The sequence below is a fragment of the Thalassolituus maritimus genome, from assembly GCF_900156675.1.
GTDB classification, from domain to species: Bacteria; Pseudomonadota; Gammaproteobacteria; order Pseudomonadales; family Oceanobacteraceae; genus Thalassolituus; species Thalassolituus maritimus.
Window position 1 is genome coordinate 118,656 of sequence record NZ_FTOH01000003.1, and the last position, 20,319, is coordinate 138,974.

Here is a 20,319-nt window from a genome sequence, read left to right on the forward strand (position 1 = left end):
GGTAATAGCCATTTGGAATAAGAAGCGTTCCTGTTACCACTCTTAGCTGTAACGCCAGTGGGTTGGTGAACGACCACGAAGCAACTCAATGGCAGCCAGAGAGTAATGACAGGAGTTTGCCTGATCGCTAAAAGCTGGCAGACTCGTTGGAATTACGATAAAAATCATTGAACCGGTTAAGCTCAGTTTGCAGTCTGGTCTGCATCCGACCAGTACGGGAGATAAATGAATACACAGGGATCGCTCGTCGTCGCTGCATTGGCAGTGGCGTTTACGTTTCTCACCAGCGGTTGCAGTGAGGGAGCGTGGAACAACCCCCACCCAGCGGATGAAGCAGGAAAAAATATCCTGTACTCGAATTTCTCCGGGCCACCCAAACATCTGGATCCTGTGATCTCCTACAGTTCTGATGAAGGTCGGTTTATCGATCAGATTTACGACCCACCGCTTCAGTATCACTATCTGAAACGACCTTTTGAGCTGGAGCCCAACACGCTGTCGAGTATGCCAAAGATCGTTTATCTCGACACCGAAGGCAATGAAGTGGCCTCGGATTCCCCGGATCTTGCCTACAGTGATTACCTCTTCGAGTTAACGCCGGGCATCTATTATCAACCACACCCAGCGCTTGCCCTGGATACCTCAGGGGCACCTGTCTATGCGTTTGAGTCGTCGGATGATGCGGAGCCCTATAGCTCCTTGAATGATTTCAGCGAAACCGGTACCCGTGAACTTGTGGCCGGTGATTACGCTTACCAATTAAAACGGCTGGCTGATCCGACACTGCTGTCGCCAATTCGTGGCTTGATGTCAGAGTACATACTGGGCATGAACGAGTTTGCTGAAGTTGTTAAGGCAGAACGTGAGGCGCAGCAGGAAGGTGAGTGGCTTGATCTCCGTACGCTCGACTTCAGCGGGGTTGAGGTCATCGACCGCTATCGCTTCCGGATACGACTCAAGGGCAAGTACCCACAATTCAGCTATTGGCTGGCGTTCCACTTTTTTGCACCGATACCGTTCGAAGCAGACCGCTTCTACAGCATGCCGGGAATGGCCGATAAAAATATAACGCTTGATTGGTATCCGATCGGTACGGGTCCCTACATGATGACTCAGAATGATCCGAATGAGGCCATCATTCTGGAAAAAAATCCGAATTATCGTGATGATTTTTACCCAGCAGAGGGCGAGATTTCAGATCGTACCGCAGGGTTACTTGATGATGCAGGGCAGAAAATCCCATTCATCGACAAAGTGGTGTATCGCCTTGAAAAAGAGTCGATCCCGCTATGGAGTAAGTTTCTGCAGGGCTATTACGATCGCTCGGGTATCGCAAGCGACAGCTTTGATCAGGCGATCAGCGTCGGCTCAGAGGGGATAGGTCTGTCGGATGAAATGCGCGAGCGCGGAATTAGCCTCGATGTGGCGGTCACTCCGGGAACCTATTATTTCGGTTTTAACATGCTCGACGATGTGATTGGTGATACAGGGACGGCGGAAGAGCGTGAGAAGAAGCGTCTTTTGCGACAGGCCATCGCGATTATTTACGATCAGGAAGAGTACATATCCATTTTCTATAATGGACGCGGAGAAACGGCGATGAGTCCGATTCCTCCCGGTATTTTTGGATATCAGGAAGGACAGGAGGGCATGAACGAGTCTGTATTTGACTGGAGTGATGGCGCAGTCGTCAGAAAAAATACAGACGTCGCCCGCGAACTGATGGTGAAAGCAGGGTACCCGGATGGTCGCAATGCCGAAACGGGGGAGCCTCTGGTACTGAATCTCGACACCGTTGGCTCAGGCGGGAGCGCGGCTCAAAGCTGGTTGATTAAGCAGTTCAAGAAAATCGGAATTCAGCTCAATATCCGCGGTACTGACTACAACCGCTTTAAGGACAAAATGAAAGCGGGTAATGCTCAGATGTTCCAGTGGGGCTGGCTGGCGGACTACCCTGATGCTGAGAACTTCCTCTTTCTCTTATACGGCCCGAACGGGCAGGTCGTTACTCAAGGTGCTGGTGTCAACTCGAGCAACTTCGATCACGACCGATACAATGCGCTGTTTGAAGAAATGAAACTGATGGAAAACAGCCCCGAGCGTATGGAAATTATCCGCGAGATGATCGATATTCTGCACCATGAAATGCCCTGGGCCTCGTCGTTTCATCCACACAGCTACGTACTCAATAATGCCTGGGTGTATAACAGCAAACCCCATGGCATCAGTAAGTCTGTCCTCAAGTATCTGCGTATTGATCCGGAGCAGCGTGCCCGCATGCAGGCAGAGTGGAACAGCCCGGTTTTATGGCCATTATTCATGGTCGTGATAATTATTCTAGTCACTGCACTGCCAGGTTATCTGGCCTATCGACGCAGGCTGAATCATCGTATTCGTCCAGCAGGGGGAGATAAGTAATGCTGGCCTACATTATCCGTCGACTGATTTATGCCATTCCTATTCTTATCGGTGTAAATCTTCTTACTTTTGCTCTGTTTTTTGTTGTGAATACACCGGAGCAGATGGCGCGCGTACAGCTGGGTGATAAGCATGTCACCGAAGAAGCTGTGCAGGAGTGGAAAGCGCAGCGCGGCTATGACAAACCTCTGCTGATTAACGGCGACGCAGAAGGAGCAGGGGCATTCACTGAAACCATCTTCTTCGAAAAGTCCCTCAGTCTCTTTGCTCTGGATTTCGGTAAATCGGATGCCGGACGAAATATCGCAGCGGATATTGAGCAACGAATGTGGCCGAGCCTCGCCGTTGCTCTGCCAACATTTATCATCGGTATTTCCGTCAACATTGCATTTGCGTTGTTTGTTGTGATGTTCCGGGCCAGTATCTTCGACACGTCAGCCATGATCCTCTGCGTTGGGCTGATGTCTGTCTCCGGTGTGTTCTATGTGATTGCGGGTCAGTTTTTCTTCGCTAAAGAGTGGAGTCTGGTGCCTATTTCCGGTTATCTCGGCGGTGCAGATGCCTGGCGCTTTCTGTTATTGCCGGTGATTATCGGTGTGATATCGGGTATTGGCGGTGGCACGCGGCTGTATCGTACTTTGTTTCTGGAAGAGGCGAATAAAGATTATGTGCGTACTGCGCGCGCTAAGGGTGTGGCCGAGTTGACTGTGCTTTTCCGGCATATTCTGCCAAACGGTATGATCCCGATCCTGACCAGTGTGGTCGTGGTCATTCCTTCACTCTTCATGGGCAGCCTGCTGGTGGAGTCTTTCTTCGGCATTCCGGGGTTGGGCAGTTATACCCTGGATGCTATCCAGGCTCAGGATTTTGCCATCGTGCGCAGCATGGTATTTCTTGGCTCGGTTCTTTACATCATCGGACTTCTGCTGACTGATATTTCGTACACACTGGTTGATCCACGGGTGAGGTTGTCCTGATGGAAGTATTTGATGTGCGCCTCCACCTCCTATGGAGTGATATTTTAATTTTCCTTTTAGTGGCCTCACTGTGTGCGTTTATTGTCACTGTGGTTCGTAACCCTCTGGCCCGTAAACGCTGGTCTCAGGTCTTTGAATCACGTATCGGTTCTGCGTCATTTCTGGTGATTCTGTTTTACGTCCTGGTCGCATTAACGGACTCGGTTCATTTTCAGAAGAAACTGGATCAGGCCGGAGATTCTGGCGAAGTCCACTATGCACCTGAAGTCACGAGTTTGCTGGACCTTGCGCTGGCACCTATGTTGGGGCGAGACGAAAAAACATATTCCGCCCCATTTGCGATTCACTCTTTCGCTAAAGAAAGCATGGAATTACCGGAAGGCGGTGTTACTCGTGACTACCCACGTCTTGAGCATGGAGGAAGTCACCTGGACGATGATTCACAGCATGGGGCTGACATCGTCGTAAAAAGTATGACGGTGATTGGCTGGACACTGGTCCCTGTGTTGATCCTTATATTCCTGCACCATTCCCTCATGAAAAAGCGTAGTTCGCGACTTCCGTGGCCGGTGATTTATTTTACTTTCTCTGCCATTGTTGTGGTATCGAGTTGGGCTCTGTATATGAGTCAGTTTTACCATGTCCTCGGTACCGATAAGGTAGGTCAGGACGTTCTCTACGGCGCTGTAAAAGCTGTCAGAACTGGCGTTCTGATTGGCACGCTGGCAACCCTGGTTACTTTGCCGCTGGCAGTATTGTTGGGGATTTCAGCAGGGTATTTCCGGGGCTGGATCGATGACGTTGTTCAGTATATCTATACGACGCTTAACTCGATTCCGGGCATTCTGCTGATTGCTGCTTCTGTGCTTCTGATCGACGTGTATATAGAAACACACCCTGAGCAATTCAAACTTTTGAGCGACCGTGCCGATTTTAAATTTGTCGCTTTGTGTTTCATTCTCGGTATGACCAGTTGGACTGGTTTGTGCCGGCTACTGAGGGCAGAGACACTTAAGCTCAGTCAGCTGGAATATGTACAGGCCGCGCACGCATTTGGCGTCAGTCGTTGGCGCGTAATTATGCGCCATATCCTACCCAATACGACGCACCTGATTCTGATTGCACTGGTACTGGATTTCAGCGGTTTCGTGCTTGCTGAAGCGGTTCTGAGTTATATCGGCGTGGGTGTTGATCCTTCGATGAAGAGCTGGGGCAATATGATCAATGAAGCCAGGGCTGAGCTGGCTCGGGAGCCGGTTGTCTGGTGGTCTGTTATAGCCGCCTTTATCCTGATGTTTGTACTGGTGCTGGCAGCAAACCTGTTCTCCGATCGTGTTCGTGATGCCTTTGACCCCCGTATGTCCGGTAGTGGAGATAACAAATGAAGCCATTACTACAGGTAAATAATCTGGTGATTGGAGCGGGCGGCAGTTGTCTCGTCGATGACGTCAGTTTTGAAATCAATGCCGGTGAAGTTTTCGCTCTTGTTGGTGAAAGTGGTTCAGGAAAGTCGCTCACCAGCCTGGCTATCATGCGTCTGCTCGGTGAAGGTTTGAGCATCAGGGGAGGTGATGTTCAGCTTGGTAGTGATTCATTGTTTGCTTTGAGCGAAACTCAGATGAACGCGGTGCGTGGACGCAGGGTTGCGATGGTTTTCCAGGAGCCACAGAGCTCGCTCAACCCAGTACAGACCATAGGTAAACAGATCGGTGAGGTACTGATTCTACACCGGGGCAATGCTCCGGATACTGCCATTATCGAATTGCTGAACGAAGTCGGGATTCCGAACCCCGAAGAGCGCCTTAACTGGTATCCGCATCAGCTTTCAGGTGGGCAGAAACAACGCGTGATGATTGCAATGGCATTAGCGTGCGAACCGGAACTCTTGATCGCGGATGAACCAACGACAGCACTGGATGTGACGATTCAGAAGCAGATTCTTGAACTTCTCAACGAACTCCGCCGTAGCCGCGAACTCGCTGTTCTGCTGATTACTCACGATATGGGCGTCGTTGCAGAAATGGCGGACAGAATAGCGGTAATGCGTCACGGTAAAATTCTGGAACAAGCTGAGCGTTCACAGTTTTTCGTGAACCCCAGCCATGAATACAGCCGTCAGTTAATTCATGCGTTACCGCAACCTGACGACTATCTCGAATATGAAACTCACTCGCCATTGCTGGATGTCCAGGACGTTAAAGTCTGGTTTCCTGAGCGGCGCGGGGTGCTTCAGCGTGTTGTTGGATATACGAAAGCCGTCAACGGTGTCAGCTTTACTATCGGCCGGGGTGAAACACTGGCTCTGGTGGGGGAGTCTGGCTCTGGTAAAAGCACGGTTGGGCGGGCAATCCTACGTCTCGAAGATACGGCTGGAGGCACCATACGCTTCGACGGTGACGAGATCGGTCAATTGAATCAACGCAGATTCGCTTCTTATCGAAAGCGGATTCAGGTGATTTTTCAGGATCCGTTCTCTTCAATGAATCCGCGTATGACGGTCAGAGACATTATCGAAGAAGGAATGCTGAGCCTTGGTCTTGGTGGCACTGACGAATCCCGGGAGACCCGGATTCGAGAGCTTCTTGAGCGTGTTGGCCTTGAGGCCGGGCACCTTAACCGGTATCCGCACGAGTTTTCTGGCGGGCAACGGCAGAGGATTGCAATCGCCCGGGCAATAGCAGTTGAGCCTGAATTAATTATCTGTGATGAACCGACCAGTGCGCTTGATGTGTCTATTCGTGGCCAGGTTTTGCAGTTGTTGCAGGAGCTGCAGGAAGAGATGGGGTTATCGTATCTGTTCATAACCCATGACCTGTCGATTATTCCACATCTGGCACACCGTGTTGCAGTCATGCGCAATGGGCAGCTGGTAGAACAGGGAGAGACCCGTCAGGTCATGACTGCACCGGTGCATGAGTATACTCAGCACCTTCTGCAGGCAGTACCTCGTATTCCAGAGCACGCCTGACTTATTGTTTTTAGCGGCGTACAATCCGGCCATCTTGTTTTCCTTCAGAGGTCTACCCGTTGGCTGGATTAACACAACCCCAGATTGAAGCCGCATTGAGCGGATACCATGATCCTTATCTCGAGACTGATCTTATTTCTGCTGGCTGCGTCCGCGATATTCGCATTGACGGTCCGGCTATCGAAGTCGACATTCATCTGAACTATCCCTCTGAGTACCTGAAAGGTGGTATTGCTCAGGTTCTTCAGACATCTCTTGAGAATATCGACGGTTGTCAGAGCGCGCGCGTCAATATTACCTGGGAAGTCGAAGAGCATAAGAGCCAGTCGGCATTGGAAGCGATCGCCGGGGTCAAGAATATTGTTGCTATCGCCTCAGGCAAAGGCGGTGTCGGGAAGTCGACAACCAGCGTGAACCTGGCATTAGCACTTGCCAAAGATGGCGCCAAAGTGGGCCTGTTGGATGCCGATATCTATGGGCCGAGCCAAGGCATAATGTTAGGCATTGAAGAGGGCACTCGCCCGGAAACCATCGATAACAAGTGGTTCGTTCCTGTTGAGGCGCACGGTATCAAGTCTATGTCGATGGCATACCTGGTCACCGAGAGTACCCCTATGGTGTGGCGCGGCCCTATGGTGTCGGGAGCTCTGATGCAGATCCTGACACAAACCCAGTGGGGGGAGCTTGATTACCTCCTGATCGACATGCCACCGGGCACCGGTGACATTCAATTAACCCTGAGCCAGAAGTTTCCGGTTAGTGGTGCGGTTATCGTGACCACACCTCAGGACATAGCATTGGCAGACGCCCGCAAAGGCATTGAGATGTTCAACAAAGTGAATATTCCGGTGCTTGGAATGATTGAGAACATGAGCATGCATATCTGTTCTCAGTGTGGTCACGCGGAGCATATCTTCGGACAGGACGGAGCAGAACGTCTGGCAGAAACCTACCAGACTAAAGTTCTGGGTTCTTTACCGCTATCCACCTATATCCGAAAACAGAGCGATGAGGGCACACCCGTGGTTGCCGCGGATGATTGCTCTGAGGTATCAATGATGTATCGCCATGCGGCACGACGTCTTGCCGTGACACTGGCCACTTGGGAAACGGGGCAGAAAATTCCGGACATTCAGATCAGCGACGATTGATCCGGGCCTGTTCGGATCAGTGCAGGCTGTCATTGAAAATACTCACCGCATTGACAGCCTCACGCGCACCCTGACGTATTTCGAGAATCACCTCGCCAGCCCGGGTTGCAAGAGCAACCCCTTCACCTGCCTGATGTTGGCAGGATTCCATGCTCTGGATCGCACGAGACGTACCGGACTGCATCTTATTGATCATCTGAGAAATTTCTTCGGTTGAGCTACTGGTTCGGGCGGCAAGCTGCCTGACTTCATCAGCCACAACGGCAAATCCACGCCCTTGATCGCCGGCTCGTGCAGCTTCAATAGCCGCGTTCAAAGCCAGTAGATTTGTCTGGTCGGCGATTCCACGGATGGTGTTTACGATCGACGTGATCATGTCTGATTGTGCACCTAGCTCAGATATTACCGCTGCCGCTTCAGACACGGCGGCTGAAACTTTGGTCATCTCATCGGATGCCTGTTGAATGATATCAGTACCCGTCGACGCGGATTGCTCTGTGGCTGTAGTGATGTGATAGGCACTTGCTGCTCGTTCTTTTTCCGTCAGCGCCTTCTGAACACTTGTTGTAATATCGGTTGCGAACTTAACGACGCCATAGACATCGCCTTCGGAAGAGATAAGGGGCGTATACGATGCTTCGAGCCACAAATCTTTCCCATCTTTGCGCACGCGACGGAAACGGTCACTGAAGAATTTCCCTGCAGCCAGATTCTTCCAGAATTGCTCATATTCCGGTTTGGACGCATCTTCTTCGGGGACAAACATCCTGTGATGTTTGCCAAGAATCTCGCTGGCGGAATAGCCCGTCGCAGCAAGAAAATTTTCATTCGCTCTCTGAATGACGCCATTGCAGTCAAATTCGATGACGGCCATGGATCGTTCAACTGCTTTGAAGGCATCTGTGAAGCGGTTGTTTTCCTCCATCAGCGACGTCACGTCATGAGCAATCTTAACCACTTTGATTACCTGGCCAGTGGTATCTCTGATAGGAGCATAAGTGGCATCCAGCCAGATGGTTTTACCATCTGCGTTTTTCCGGCGGAACTGACCGTTGACTAATGTGCCTGCCGCAAGCTTTTGCCAGAAGGTAGCATATTCTGGACTATTCACGTCTTTAGGATGGCAAAGCTCTTTGTGCGGCCGGTTGATCAAAGATTCATTGTGACAGCCGAACAGGTCGTGATAGAGGGAGTTAGCGGTCAGTATCGTACCCTCTATACTGAACTCTGCAACAGCCTGGGTCTTGTAGATAGATTCCAGCACACTGAGTTTTTCAGCGATATTCAGTGATTCTGCCGAGGGTTTTTCAGATTTCCGTGAGAAGAACATGAGTGTGCTCCAGACTGATTCAGCTTAAATCAGACTAGTTCAGCTTTTTCATTAAGGCCAGTAATGCGAGATATTTAAATGTAGTTCGTAGGTGTTGTGTAGGGTATCTTTATCGTTATCTTTGATCATTTTAATAGACGGTAAACTGGCTACACTGAGCCTTATAACCATGACAATGCAGCCGCAGAGCTGTTTTAGATGAGAGACGACTATGAGCCAGTACCAGCACATTCTGGAACCCCTTGACCTTGGGTTCACCACTCTGAAAAATCGAGTCATGATGGGCTCAATGCACACCGGCCTTGAAGATCGCCCCTGGCACTTCAGTGAACTGGCTGAATACTTCGCCGAGCGTGCCCGCGGAGGTGTAGGCCTGTTGGTTACCGGTGGCTTTTCGCCGAACCGCTCGGGTGATCTCCTGCCTTTCGGTTCTAAAATGCTCAGCAGCTGGCAGGTTCCGTTTCATAAGAAGGTGACATCAGCGGTGCACGAGAATGGCAGTAAGATCCTGCTTCAGTTGCTGCATGCCGGTCGTTACGGTTACACCCCGTTTAACGTTGCTCCTTCAGCGATTAAGTCTCCGATTACCCCTTTTAAGCCACGTGAGCTGACGACTAAACAGGTCTATAAGACTATTGGTCATTACGCCCGTGCGGCGAAGCTGGCTCAGAAAGCCAACTACGATGGCGTTGAGATCATGGGGTCGGAAGGTTACTTCATCACCCAGATGCTGAATGCGCGTACCAACAAACGCACCGATGAATTTGGTGGTTCTTATGAAAACCGCATGCGTTTTCCTCTGGAAGTAGTTCGTGCTGTCCGTAAAGCGGTAGGCCCGGACTTTATTATCATGTTCCGTCTGTCGATGCTGGATCTGGTAGAAGATGCTTCGACTATGGAAGAGGTAATTACCCTGGCGAAAGCCCTCGAAGCTGAGGGTGTCACACTGATCAATACGGGTATCGGCTGGCACGAAGCGCGTGTCCCCACCATCGTAACGTCAGTTCCAAGAGCGGCGTTTGTCGACGCTACCGCTAAGGTAAAAGAGCAGGTGAATATTCCTGTTGTGGCGTCAAACCGCATCAACATGCCAGACACTGCCGAAGAGGTGATCTCAAGTGGTAAGGCTGACATGGTATCCATGGCTCGTCCTCTGCTGGCTGATGCTTTCTGGGTGAAGAAAGTCGAGGAAGACCGTGTAGATGAGATCAATACCTGTATCGCCTGCAACCAGGCGTGTCTTGACCACACCTTCCAGAATAAGCGTGCGAGCTGCCTGGTTAACCCTCGCGCTTGTCATGAAACCTCTCTGAAGTATGTGAAGACCAGCGCTCCCCGTAAAGTGGCTGTGGTTGGCGCAGGTCCGGCGGGCCTTGCTGCTGCGACTGTGGCAGCAGAGCGTGGTCATAATGTCACTCTTTTTGAAGGACGCGGAGAAATTGGCGGTCAGTTCAATTACGCCTCACGCATTCCGGGTAAAGAGGAATTCAAAGAGACGATTCGTTATTTCAATACCATGATTGAACGCTTAGGCATCGATCTGAAACTGAATACCATGACGTCAGCCGAAGAACTCAAAGCCGCTGGTTTTGATGATGTGATCGTCGCGACTGGTGTCGAGCCTCGTGTGCCTAAAATGCCCGGAATTGATCACGCCAAGGTCGTGACTTATCAGGAACTGCTCGCTAACGAAATGAAGCTGGGTGGCAAGGTCGCCATTATGGGGGCAGGCGGTATTGGTTTTGACGTCGGTGAATATCTGGCTCACGAAGGTGAATCCACAACGTTGAACAAAGACGCCTGGATGAAAGAGTGGGGGGTCGATATTACCAACACAGAACGCGGTGGCCTGATTGCTTCAGATATGGAGCCTTCGCCGCGTCAACTATACCTGCTGCAGCGTAAAACCTCTGCACATGGTAAGGGGCTTAACAAGACAACTGGCTGGGTTCACCGTGCGGTTTTGAAAATGAAGCACGTTGAAATGATAGGTGGTGTCAGCTATGACAAAATCGATGATCAGGGTCTGCATATCACTGTGACGAAAGGTGAGACATCCGAACCTCGTGTGTTAGACGTTGATCACATCGTTGTGTGTGCTGGTCAGGTGTCCGTGAACGGCATCTATGAAGCACTCAAGGAAGAAACCGCTTTCCGTACACACCTCGTTGGCGGCGCTGAATTCGCGGGTGAGCTCGACGCTAAGCGTGCTATCCGTCTCGCCAGTGAGCTGGCTGCCGGCCTGTAAAAAAATGGTCCGGGTGCTGCGGTTACGCGGCGCCCGGTATCACTTCCTGGTATTGCACCTTTTCTTGCTACTGCACCATTCTGGTTAAAGGCCAACAATTACCAACTGACTTTACTGCCAGAATCAGCTGTGTCTTCTGTTTCTTTGATTGCTTCAGGCAAGCGTATATTCAGAGTGAAGCCCTGTGACGATGGCGGGCTTACGATGCTGCCTTTCATAATGTTGGTCACAAGGTTCCGCACTTCGTAAAGCCCCAATCCTTTTTTAGTCGCCTCTGAACGACGCGTTGTGAAGAACGGCAAAAATATCTTTTCGCGGTGGTCCGTACTTATGCCACGGCCATTGTCCTGAAATTCAATATCAAGCACTCCGTTGTCAACGGAGGCCGAGACTCGCACATAGAGTGCCTGCTCATCGTATTTTTCAGGGTTGTGTACGACGGCATTCTCGGTAAGCTGATTAAGAATCTGTTCCAACAGGCTGGTGTAGCCGCGCCACAGTGCAGTGTCAGGGTGGCTGATAACTTCCAGTGAGAGGTGTCGGTGCTGATGTTGGGTTCTTTCCCTCCACTCACCCAGCCACGCTCGTAGGTAGATGCTCTCGGCGTATTGAGAAGAACTCGCTCCCATGGAAGACTGGATCAGCTGATTCAGCTCAGCAAGCCGGGATATGTTATCCGTTACCTGGTGAATTGCAGTTTTTAATTCGTCATCGACAGGGATCTCGTTGTCGTCGACCCGTCCTTTAATATGTGTGGTCGCCAGCCGGATATTACCCAGGGGCGTATTCATTTCATGTGATACGCCCATTACCAATTGCTGCAAAGACTGATTCCGATTGTCTTCCAGTTTGCGTAGGGCGGCTTCCTGATCGTATTTTTCAGTGACATCCAGAAATGATCCAACCCATTGATACCCTTGGTCTGATGCTTCCTGGCGCATCGTGAGAATTGAATTCACGGCCTTGCCACGTCGTGGCATCAGAATCAATTCGTATCCAGTGACCTTTGTATCGCTACCGAGCGCCTCCCAGAGCTCAATTGAGGCGTGCGGGGATTCGATAAACTGATCAAAATGCGGCTTACTTTCGACCACTTCTTCTACCGATTGAAAACCGAGGGCAGTAGCGAACGCTGGGTTACAGTCGGTAATCTCACCGCGGCTGTTTAGCTGAAAGCGTGCTGAAATGGAGTTCTGATACAGATCTTCGTATTGCTTGAGGTAGCGTATCGCCTGAGACTGACTATCGCTCAGTCGGCGCTGATCTTCCTGTTGCGCCTCCCGTAACATATTGATCCGCGCGCCCATCGCCAGAGAGATCAGTATGACGTCAAAGACTGAACCCATCTGGTAGCCGTAGAGAATCAGAGGGGTGCCCGGAATCACACCAAGCGTACTCATGTTGGCTGAGATTACGCCCATCATGAAAACAACCCAGGCGATGGTGAAGTATTTGGCGGGTTTGTGGCCCTGGGTCCAGGCGCGGATCCCGGCGATGAGTGTGTAAATCGCAAGAAGAGAGTTCACGTAATTCTGGATGCTGACTGCTGTCTGGTAGGGCGCTGCCATGGATAATATGGCGAAGCCAAGTGTCACAGGGACATAGACCCGATAAACCATGGCGGCTTTAGGGCAATAATTTTTTAGCATCAGCAGTTGGGGCAAAAAGAGGGCGAAGAAAAACTGACTGATAGCAAACGACAGAGGAACCATAAACGCGTTCAGTTCTGGCTTCTCGGGCCAGAAATAGCCGAAAGCAGAGCCTTCAAAGTTCATATGAAAGAACAGGAAACTGCTGACAAATGCGGTGTAATAGAGATAAAGCCGATCACGCACGGCAAAAAACAGGATGAGATTGTAGAGCGCCATGGCTAGCATGACCGCGTAGTAAGCCCCCCGAAAGACACCGTTATTGATGAGCTGTGTGTTAAGAGTCGTTTGATCAACGAACTCCATAGGTAGCTGATAGGTCCCTTCTGTGGTGATGTACAGATAGAGGTCGTAGGTGTTACCCGGCGTGAGGTGCAGCGGCAGAATCAGATTGGGATGATCTATCGCTCTCTCGGTATAGGGGATCCTGTCCCCACCCTGTGATATGTGACACTGGCTGGCGTCGCGAACACCTTCCGGGCACTGGAAGAGTGCAACGGTGTCAAGAAGTGAGTAGCGGTTGCGCAGAAACCAGTCGCGATCATCTGTCGTCTGTACCTGCATTGCGAACCAGTAACCCGCATCGCCAACCCCGAGGTTCGGGTATTCATCAGTGCTTCGTTGCCACGGCTGCTGCCCGTTCAGAGTTGCGAGTTGTTCTGAGGCTGAATCTACTGACAGTTTATCCGTTTTCAGATACTGCCAGTGTTTGCCAGCGAGGTAGGTCAAGCCTCCATCCAGCAAGAGAGGCGATTGACCCTGCTCTGATGGCAAGGCCGAGGCCCGGAACGCAGCGGTGATGAGCAGACAGAGCGCCACGGTGAAAGAGAGTATGGAAGGCACAGAAATTCCTTTGCGCAAAGCGACCTTATCCTGATTGGCTTTTCAGGCCAGTATACCTTCCGGGGCTACAGAATGCAGCGGGGGGTACAGACATTGTGACAGGGCTCTCATCGGGCTGGCCATCGCCCTAACCTTTAAGTAATCTACTCCTCTTTAATCGCGCTGGAATAATAAGAAATCGTATGTTTTTTGAGCAGGAACGGAGCCAGTTTTTCCGCCCGTTAACCGGTAAGTATCGAGCGCAGGTCATGGAGTGTCTGAAAGAGCTCTATCAGAGGCTCTACAGCTCCAGCAGCGCTGACTATGGTCAGGCGATTCAACGAGACACCGTGATTGAGGTCTTTCAGGAAGCTCTGGTGCGGGCGCCTGTACTCGCTGATGGTTACGACAGTGACGATGAGTCCAGCGAGAGCCGTTTTCGTAACAGCCGTGAGCAGGCCGGCTGGGTGCTGAATCAGCTTATAGAGTATGGCTGGCTTGAGAAGCAGGTCGATGAGGCCAGCTTGCAGAGCACCTTTGGCTTTACCCGGTTCGGGCGTCAGTTCACTGAGCCTTTTATCGAAGAAAGCCGGGCGATGGCCCGGACCCGTCATCGGAATACGCGGAATACCCGAAACTCCCTTGAGTCCTTTCAGGAGCGCGGTGACATCTACGATCTGCTCGATGCCTATGAGTATTCAGAGCGTATCATCAGTGACTTTACCGATGTGATTGGCGAGCTAGAGGAGCGTAAGCGTGACCTTGTTCGTGAGATGGAAGACCAGTTACTGATCGAACGCGCCAGTGAAGCCTTCTTCGACTTTATGGAGAACCGCTTCCAGCCAGATCTCTCTGTGCGGTTGTCGGCGGACAACGTTGAGAAGCACCGGGACCAGATTCAGGGCTTGATTGATCGTATCCGTAAGCAGGATGTCGAATTCAAAGCCAACGCCGAGAAACGCCTGCGTGAGTTATTACCAGAACTGGCGAAAGAGGGCAGTTCGGTACTCTGGACTATTCTTGATGGCATAGAACTGCGTATGCGGAATGCCAGCGACATCATGCTGCCTGCATTACGTCGTGCCCTGCAGAGCTTTACCAAGCGGGCAGACATTATCATTCGTCAGATGAGTTATCTGGCATCGCAACAACACAACGACGTTCTTGCGGTATGCAAGCACCTCTCATCGCTTACTGAAGAAGAGCAGGCGAGTGCTCTGGAGAGAGCTGGAGAGCTTATGGAAGTACCGCAGCTCCGCCTGGTTGATCCTGCTTCTGTTCGTATGCACGCCTCACGAACCCGTCAGAAGATCGAAGCGGCACTGGACGATGGCAAAGGTGACTTCGATGTCGATGCACGTCGAGAGATCTATGTGCAGCAGGTATTGGATCAGGCCTTCCTGGTGAACCAACAGGCACTACGGCACTTTATGAGCAGCAAACTCAGTAGAGGTAAAAAAATATCCACACGCGATATCCCGATTGAATCGGCGAAAGACTTCCTGGCGGTTGCACATGCGATTGGTTTGGGCGCAGCCGATGGACTCTCCTCTGAGTTCGAATTCCATATTGATTATGATGAGAATCCGCGCGAAGAAAACAGCGATGGTTACTTCATCAAAAAAGACCACTTTACCTTCGAACTTGTTCAGAAACAGTCCTGAGCGGGTACAGAGAAAAGAATCAGATTATGTTGCATGAAATAGATCGCGAACTGGAAAAAGAAGGCCTCAGCCAGAAAGAATATTCTGAGCTGCTGGTACGCTTGCTCGATTACGGAGTAATTTGCCGTGATGAATCTCAGATCGAGCAAACCCTGTACGACCGGTTTGTCCGTATCGAAGAACTGGTGGGCGAGTACCTTTCAGTTCTGGGTATCCGCATTCAGCACGATAAGCGCTTTCAGTTTATTCGTTTGTACCCGCCCGGCGCGCAGGTACCAGGGATGGACGAAGATCAGCAGAACGTTGGTAACCCAGCGTTCCGACAGCGTCTGAATCAGAGCGAAGTTGCTTTGATTCTCGTATTGCGCGCGCAGTACGACAAAGCGTTACGCGAAGGCGCTGTTGATGAGCAGGGTTGTGTCATGGTGTCACTTGAAGGCCTGACCATCGCCATGAAAAACCTGCTGAAGCGCAGCCTGCCAGAAAATGTTACTGAGCGAAAAGCGCTGTTCCGTAAGCTGCGTCAGATGCGTCTTGTTCAATTGCAGAATGAAGACAGCGTCCACGATGGTGATATCTGGTTGCGTATTCGCCCAATGATCATGAGCTACGTCAGCGATGAGGTGCTTACTGAATTAATGGCGACCGATGAAGAAGATGAAGGCGATAACGAGACTGCAGACGTAACCTCTGAAGCCGGTCAAAGTGAAGATACGCCGGCTGCAGCAGAGACCAACGTTGGCGAAGAGTCTGTTTCTGACGTGCCTGTGTCTGAAGAGCCGATTGCAGAAGATGAATCTGAACAGGAAGCTGAGCCTGAAGCGGTTACTTCTGAAGACATCAGCGCTGGCACTGATGAGCCGAATCAAGATGGAAAGTCATCAGAAAATGTCGAAAGTGCATCGGCGGATGACGCAGCAGAAAGTGAAGACAAAGAAGATCAGGCAGAACCTGAAACTAAGCAACCCGTCAGCCTGTTCGGAGAATAAAACGATATGTTCCTGAAGAAGTTTATTTACATCAACTGGGGCAATATCCCGGCGACTGAATTTGAGTTTGGTCCGATTAATCTGCTATCGGGTGGTAACGGCTCGGGTAAAACGACGGCTGCTGATGCTATTCAGACCATCATGACCGCAGCGCACGATACGCTGTTTCACTACAATCCGGGTCAGGACGAAGCGACACAGCGTGGGCGTGGTAAAAACGTTCGTACACTGGCTTCCTACGTACTGGGTTGTGATGATGGCAGTTATGCGCGCCCGAACGGCGCCGTGGGCTATCTCGGTGCCGTGTTTTATCCGACCCAGGGCGAAAGCGGTGAGCCCTTTACGGCGATTATTGGTGTCAGTGCGACGGTGGATCGTGCTGGTGGTGCACCGGTGGCGCGCCAGAATGATATTCAGTTTTTTATCGTTGCCGGTGAAGAATTAACTCAGAATGACTTTCTGCTGGATCTTGATGACTCACATCAGGAAGTTATTCCGCTCGGCAAGCTGACGAAAAACCTTGCGCGTCGGATTAACCCGAACAGCGTTGAGAAGTACGACACCAAGAAACAATATCTGCGTCGACTGTACGGTGCTCTGCGTGGCCGCAACGATGCGGTTCCGGAGCGCGAGGCAATGAATGCCGCGCGTACCTTCTCGCGCTTTATGGCCTACAAGCCGGTTAAAAGCATTAATGGTTTCGTGGCGAATGAAATTCTCGAAGCTAAAGACATGGGCGATGCGATTCGCAGTGTCTCGGATCTGATGAAAACCATTTATGCGATGGAATCCGACGCGAATAAACTCGCGGAGTCCATCGAAATGCTGAGTGGCACGCGAGACAGTGCAGGGCGGTATATTGACCAATGGATCGACTACAACGTTCTCGAATACACCGCTGCACGCAGTCGTTATCTTAACGACCAGAAGAATTACCTGAACGCGAAAGAAATCCAGCAGCAGATTCGTGAGTCTCTGAATAAAACTCAGAAAGAGCGTGACGTTGCACAGGATCGCCGTAAGCAGGTGCGCGAGCAATTAATCAGTATGGAAGCCCGCCGTCAGGGCATCGATGCACTGCAGGATAAAGATGCCGCAGAGCAGGCGATTAATGACGGTAAAGCAAAGCTGCAACAGCAGGCGATTCCGTTACTTGAACAGGATCAGATGCTGCAGGCATCGCTGCGCGCAACAGAGCTTTTATATGGGGCGTTGCAGAAAACTAATGTCGCTGCCGAAATTCCATCTCTTGGAAGTAAACGTATTGCTGAGCAAGCGCGTGAAGTACTGGCTATTAAAGACAATGGTGCCGTTGACTTCCGTAAACTTCTCGGTAAAGACTGGATCGATCTTTCTCCTCTGGAAGCTCACCTGGACGATGCCCGTGCCCAACAGTCACTGGTAAACAGCTGGCGCGATCGCTTCCACGATACTGAACTGGAAAGCAGTGGTGTATCACTGCGCGATCAGATTGCTCGTGTGGCGGACCGCCGTGATCAGAAGCTTCAGCAAGCGAAGCACCGTATGGTGCAGAAGCAGAACGAAATCTCCAGCCTTGAGGCACGTCAGGCGACGTACCCCGGATATGTACGTCAGGCGCTCGAAGCGATTATGCGTGAGTGCCCGCAGGCAGAACCGCGCGTACTGGCGGACTACGTTGAGGTCACTGACCCAGACTGGCAGAGCGCGATCGAAGGTTATATCGGTGGGGCGCGCTTCAGTATTATTGTTGAGTCTGCGTTTGAAGCCGAAGCTGCGCATATTCTTCGTCAGATTCCGGGTGGCAGCCGCGCTCGTGTTATTCAGGGTGAGAAAGCGAAAAAAGACAGTGAACGGATGAAAATTCCGGCGAATTCTATTATTCACCTGATGGATTTTGAACACGCGACAGCCCGTTATTATCTTGAAGCCAGTTACGGCACGGTCGAGCAGGTAGCCGATATTCAGGCGCTGCGTATGACACGTCGTGGTGTGACGAAAGAAGGTCTGGGCTCTGGTGCATATTCTATTTATCGCTGTGATCTTGAAGATGCGGATCTCGTTTTCGGTTTAGGAGCGCGCGAGCGTGCACTTGCGGCGAAGCGCAGCGAAGTGAATATGCTCGAAGACGTTGCTAACGAAGCAAACTACCAGCTCCGTCAGGCGCAGCAATTACTTGATGCGGTTAATCTTCTGCGCCACGTTACCTTCGCAGACCAGATGCAATCGATGCTCGATACTCAGTATGCGATGACGCAGGCTGAAAATTCACTGAAAGGCGTAGATGTCTCCAGCTTCGGTGATATTGAGCACGAATTTACCGCACTTAAAGAAAAAGCGGACGACCTCGATGCACAGATAAAAGAGCTGGATGGTGAGCTTGGCCGTTTGCAGCAACAGCTAAATGATGCTGAAAAAGCCGTTAAGGCACTGAGTGAGCATCAGGAACAGACATCAGACACGGCTGACGCTAAAGAAGACGCTCTGCGTTCTATCGTGGGTATCTGGCCTGACTTTGATCTTGAGAGACGTCTCGAACAAGCGGATAAAGAAGCTGAAGAAAGTCCGGTTGATGCGATTGAAAACCTGCGTAAATCGGTTTCTCAGGAACTCAATTCCATTGCCTATGAAATTGAGCGGAACATCACTGAGCACAATCAGACCTGCCAGACAGTCGATTCGATTGTTTATGCTCCGGATTATCGTGATGAGCATGGTGCGAAATTCTTTACCGGTGTGTGTGACCTTCAGCGTGAAGTCGAACGTGTTCACAACCGTTTGAAGAATAATATTCTGGTCGAGAAGCAGGACAAGCTGCATCAATTACGTGAAAGCTTTAACAACGTCTTTGTGACCAACCTGTGTCACTCTATTTATCAGGCGATTAACGACGGCAAACGCATTCTTGAAGACCTGAACAAAGAGCTGGCTCATCACCAGTTTGGTGCCGACCGTGAAACCTATTGGTTCGATTGGGAATGGGTGCCAGAGTACAAAGAGTACTTCCAGTTCTTTGATGAAGTGATCAAAAATCCGGCATTGGGTGACGGTGCGACTCTGTTTACGGCGGAACTCTCTGCCAGTTCCGTTAAGGTTCGCGATCAGTTAATGAATATGCTGCTCGACGATGACGAGCAGAAAGCGATGCGCGAGCTTGAGCGTATTTCTGATTACCGTAATTACCGGTCGTATGAGATTTATAAGCAACCGCTGAATAAAGAACCGATCGCTCTTTCACAATACGGTACAGGGTCCGGTGGCCAGCTAGAGACGCCAGCCTACATTATTCGTTCAGCAGCGATTACTTCAGCTTTCCGCTTCAATGAAGGGGATACTCACTTGCGTATTGTGCTAGTGGATGAAGCCTTCTCGAAAATGGATGAAACCCGCTCTAAAGAGGTGATTAATTACCTCACCGAAAGCCTGGGTCTGCAGTTGTTGTTTATTATGCCGACCAGTAAATCGGGACCATTCATGGATCTGGTTTCTAACCAGTTTGTCTTCTCAAAAGTACCGCTTACCGGTGGGCAGAAAAAAGGTGAACTGCAGACCCGGGTTCTGGTCGACCGGCAGCAGTGTAACCAGGAAAAGGTAAAAGAGCTCTGGGCGAACCACCGCCGGACTATCCGTCACCAGGCCTCACTCGACTTTATGGAAGAGTTTGCCTGATGACACAAGTCTATGGCGTCGAAGATGCGTCCTTTCGTGCTGCGGGAGAATATGAGGGCATAAAAGCCCTCGTTGACGGCTTTTACGATGCGATGGAGGCTCTGCCTGCGGCTAAAAAAATCCGCGATATGCACCCCGCGGATTTAACCGAGTCACGCGATAAGCTGACGCGCTTCTTGTGTGGCTGGTTAGGAGGGCCGCGCCTGTATCGCGAAAAGTACGGGCCAATCGCGATTCCTCGGGCTCATGCGCATCTGCCCATCGGCGAGGCTGAGCGGGATGCCTGGCTGTTATGTATGGAAGAAGCGTTGAAGGCACAGGCTTATCCTGAAGAGTTCAAATCCTACCTGATGGCCCAGTTATTCGTGCCCGCAGAGCGGTGCCGTATGGCTTCGCAGGCGATGGGGCATTAAAGACAATTCGCGCCTAATCGCTCTTTGAACGCGTTATTCCAT

12 protein-coding genes are annotated in these 20,319 nt (G+C 51.0%); 10 read left to right on the forward strand and 2 right to left on the reverse strand.

Features of this window, described 5'->3' with window-relative positions; translation table 11 throughout:
- The first annotated feature begins 225 nt into the window (after positions 1-225).
- From BW941_RS05525 to apbC, 5 genes are read left to right on the forward strand one after another with little or no spacing between them, the layout of a single operon-like run.
- On the forward strand, positions 226-2,418 hold the full coding sequence (locus BW941_RS05525; protein ID WP_076514649.1) for an ABC transporter substrate-binding protein: 2,193 nt from the start codon (positions 226-228) through the stop codon (positions 2,416-2,418).
- On the forward strand, positions 2,418-3,395 hold the full coding sequence (locus BW941_RS05530) for an ABC transporter permease (RefSeq protein WP_076514650.1): 978 nt from the start codon (positions 2,418-2,420) through the stop codon (positions 3,393-3,395). The genes BW941_RS05525 and BW941_RS05530 overlap by 1 nt, the downstream gene beginning before the upstream one ends.
- Positions 3,395-4,780 (forward strand): ABC transporter permease, encoded by a 1,386-nt coding sequence (locus BW941_RS05535; protein ID WP_076514651.1) that lies wholly within the window; start codon positions 3,395-3,397, stop codon positions 4,778-4,780. Before BW941_RS05530 ends, BW941_RS05535 begins: the two co-directional genes overlap by 1 nt.
- A complete protein-coding gene (locus BW941_RS05540) occupies positions 4,777-6,363 on the forward strand; it encodes an ABC transporter ATP-binding protein (RefSeq protein ID WP_076514652.1) in 1,587 nt (528 codons plus the stop codon). The genes BW941_RS05535 and BW941_RS05540 overlap by 4 nt, the downstream gene beginning before the upstream one ends.
- A 59-nt stretch (positions 6,364-6,422) precedes the next feature.
- Positions 6,423-7,514: an iron-sulfur cluster carrier protein ApbC gene (apbC, locus tag BW941_RS05545; protein WP_076514653.1), complete on the forward strand. Its 1,092-nt coding sequence runs from the start codon at positions 6,423-6,425 to the stop codon at positions 7,512-7,514.
- Positions 7,515-7,530: 16 nt separating this feature from the next.
- Here the strand turns inward: apbC and BW941_RS18025 are convergent, their stop codons facing one another.
- Positions 7,531-8,844, reverse strand: coding sequence for a methyl-accepting chemotaxis protein (locus tag BW941_RS18025; RefSeq protein WP_076514654.1), 1,314 nt, complete (start codon positions 8,842-8,844; stop codon positions 7,531-7,533).
- A 211-nt stretch (positions 8,845-9,055) separates the two neighbouring features.
- On the opposite strand from BW941_RS18025, the gene BW941_RS05555 reads away from it, so the two are divergent.
- Complete coding sequence (locus BW941_RS05555) at positions 9,056-11,092, forward strand: NADPH-dependent 2,4-dienoyl-CoA reductase (RefSeq protein ID WP_076514655.1); 2,037 nt, start codon at positions 9,056-9,058, stop codon at positions 11,090-11,092.
- A 98-nt stretch (positions 11,093-11,190) separates the two neighbouring features.
- Here the strand turns inward: BW941_RS05555 and BW941_RS05560 are convergent, their stop codons facing one another.
- Positions 11,191-13,584 carry a 7TM diverse intracellular signaling domain-containing protein gene (locus BW941_RS05560; RefSeq protein ID WP_076514656.1) on the reverse strand — a complete coding sequence of 798 codons (2,394 nt, stop codon included), beginning with the start codon at positions 13,582-13,584 and terminating at the stop codon, positions 11,191-11,193.
- A gap of 182 nt (positions 13,585-13,766) precedes the next feature.
- Here BW941_RS05560 and BW941_RS05565 point away from each other — a divergent pair, with 182 nt between their 5' ends.
- Genes BW941_RS05565 through BW941_RS05580 form a run of 4 tightly spaced genes read left to right on the forward strand, consistent with a single transcriptional unit; the run spans position 13,767 to position 20,277 of the window.
- A complete protein-coding gene (locus tag BW941_RS05565) occupies positions 13,767-15,227 on the forward strand; it encodes a Wadjet anti-phage system protein JetA family protein (RefSeq protein WP_076514657.1) in 1,461 nt (486 codons plus the stop codon).
- A 26-nt stretch (positions 15,228-15,253) separates the two neighbouring features.
- Entirely contained in the window at positions 15,254-16,216 is a 963-nt protein-coding gene (locus tag BW941_RS05570; protein WP_076514658.1) for a DUF4194 domain-containing protein, read from the forward strand.
- A gap of 6 nt (positions 16,217-16,222) precedes the next feature.
- A complete protein-coding gene (locus tag BW941_RS05575) occupies positions 16,223-19,864 on the forward strand; it encodes an ATP-binding protein (protein WP_076514659.1) in 3,642 nt (1,213 codons plus the stop codon).
- Positions 19,864-20,277, forward strand: coding sequence for a group II truncated hemoglobin (locus tag BW941_RS05580; RefSeq protein ID WP_076514660.1), 414 nt, complete (start codon positions 19,864-19,866; stop codon positions 20,275-20,277). Before BW941_RS05575 ends, BW941_RS05580 begins: the two co-directional genes overlap by 1 nt.
- The last annotated feature ends 42 nt before the right edge of the window (positions 20,278-20,319 follow it).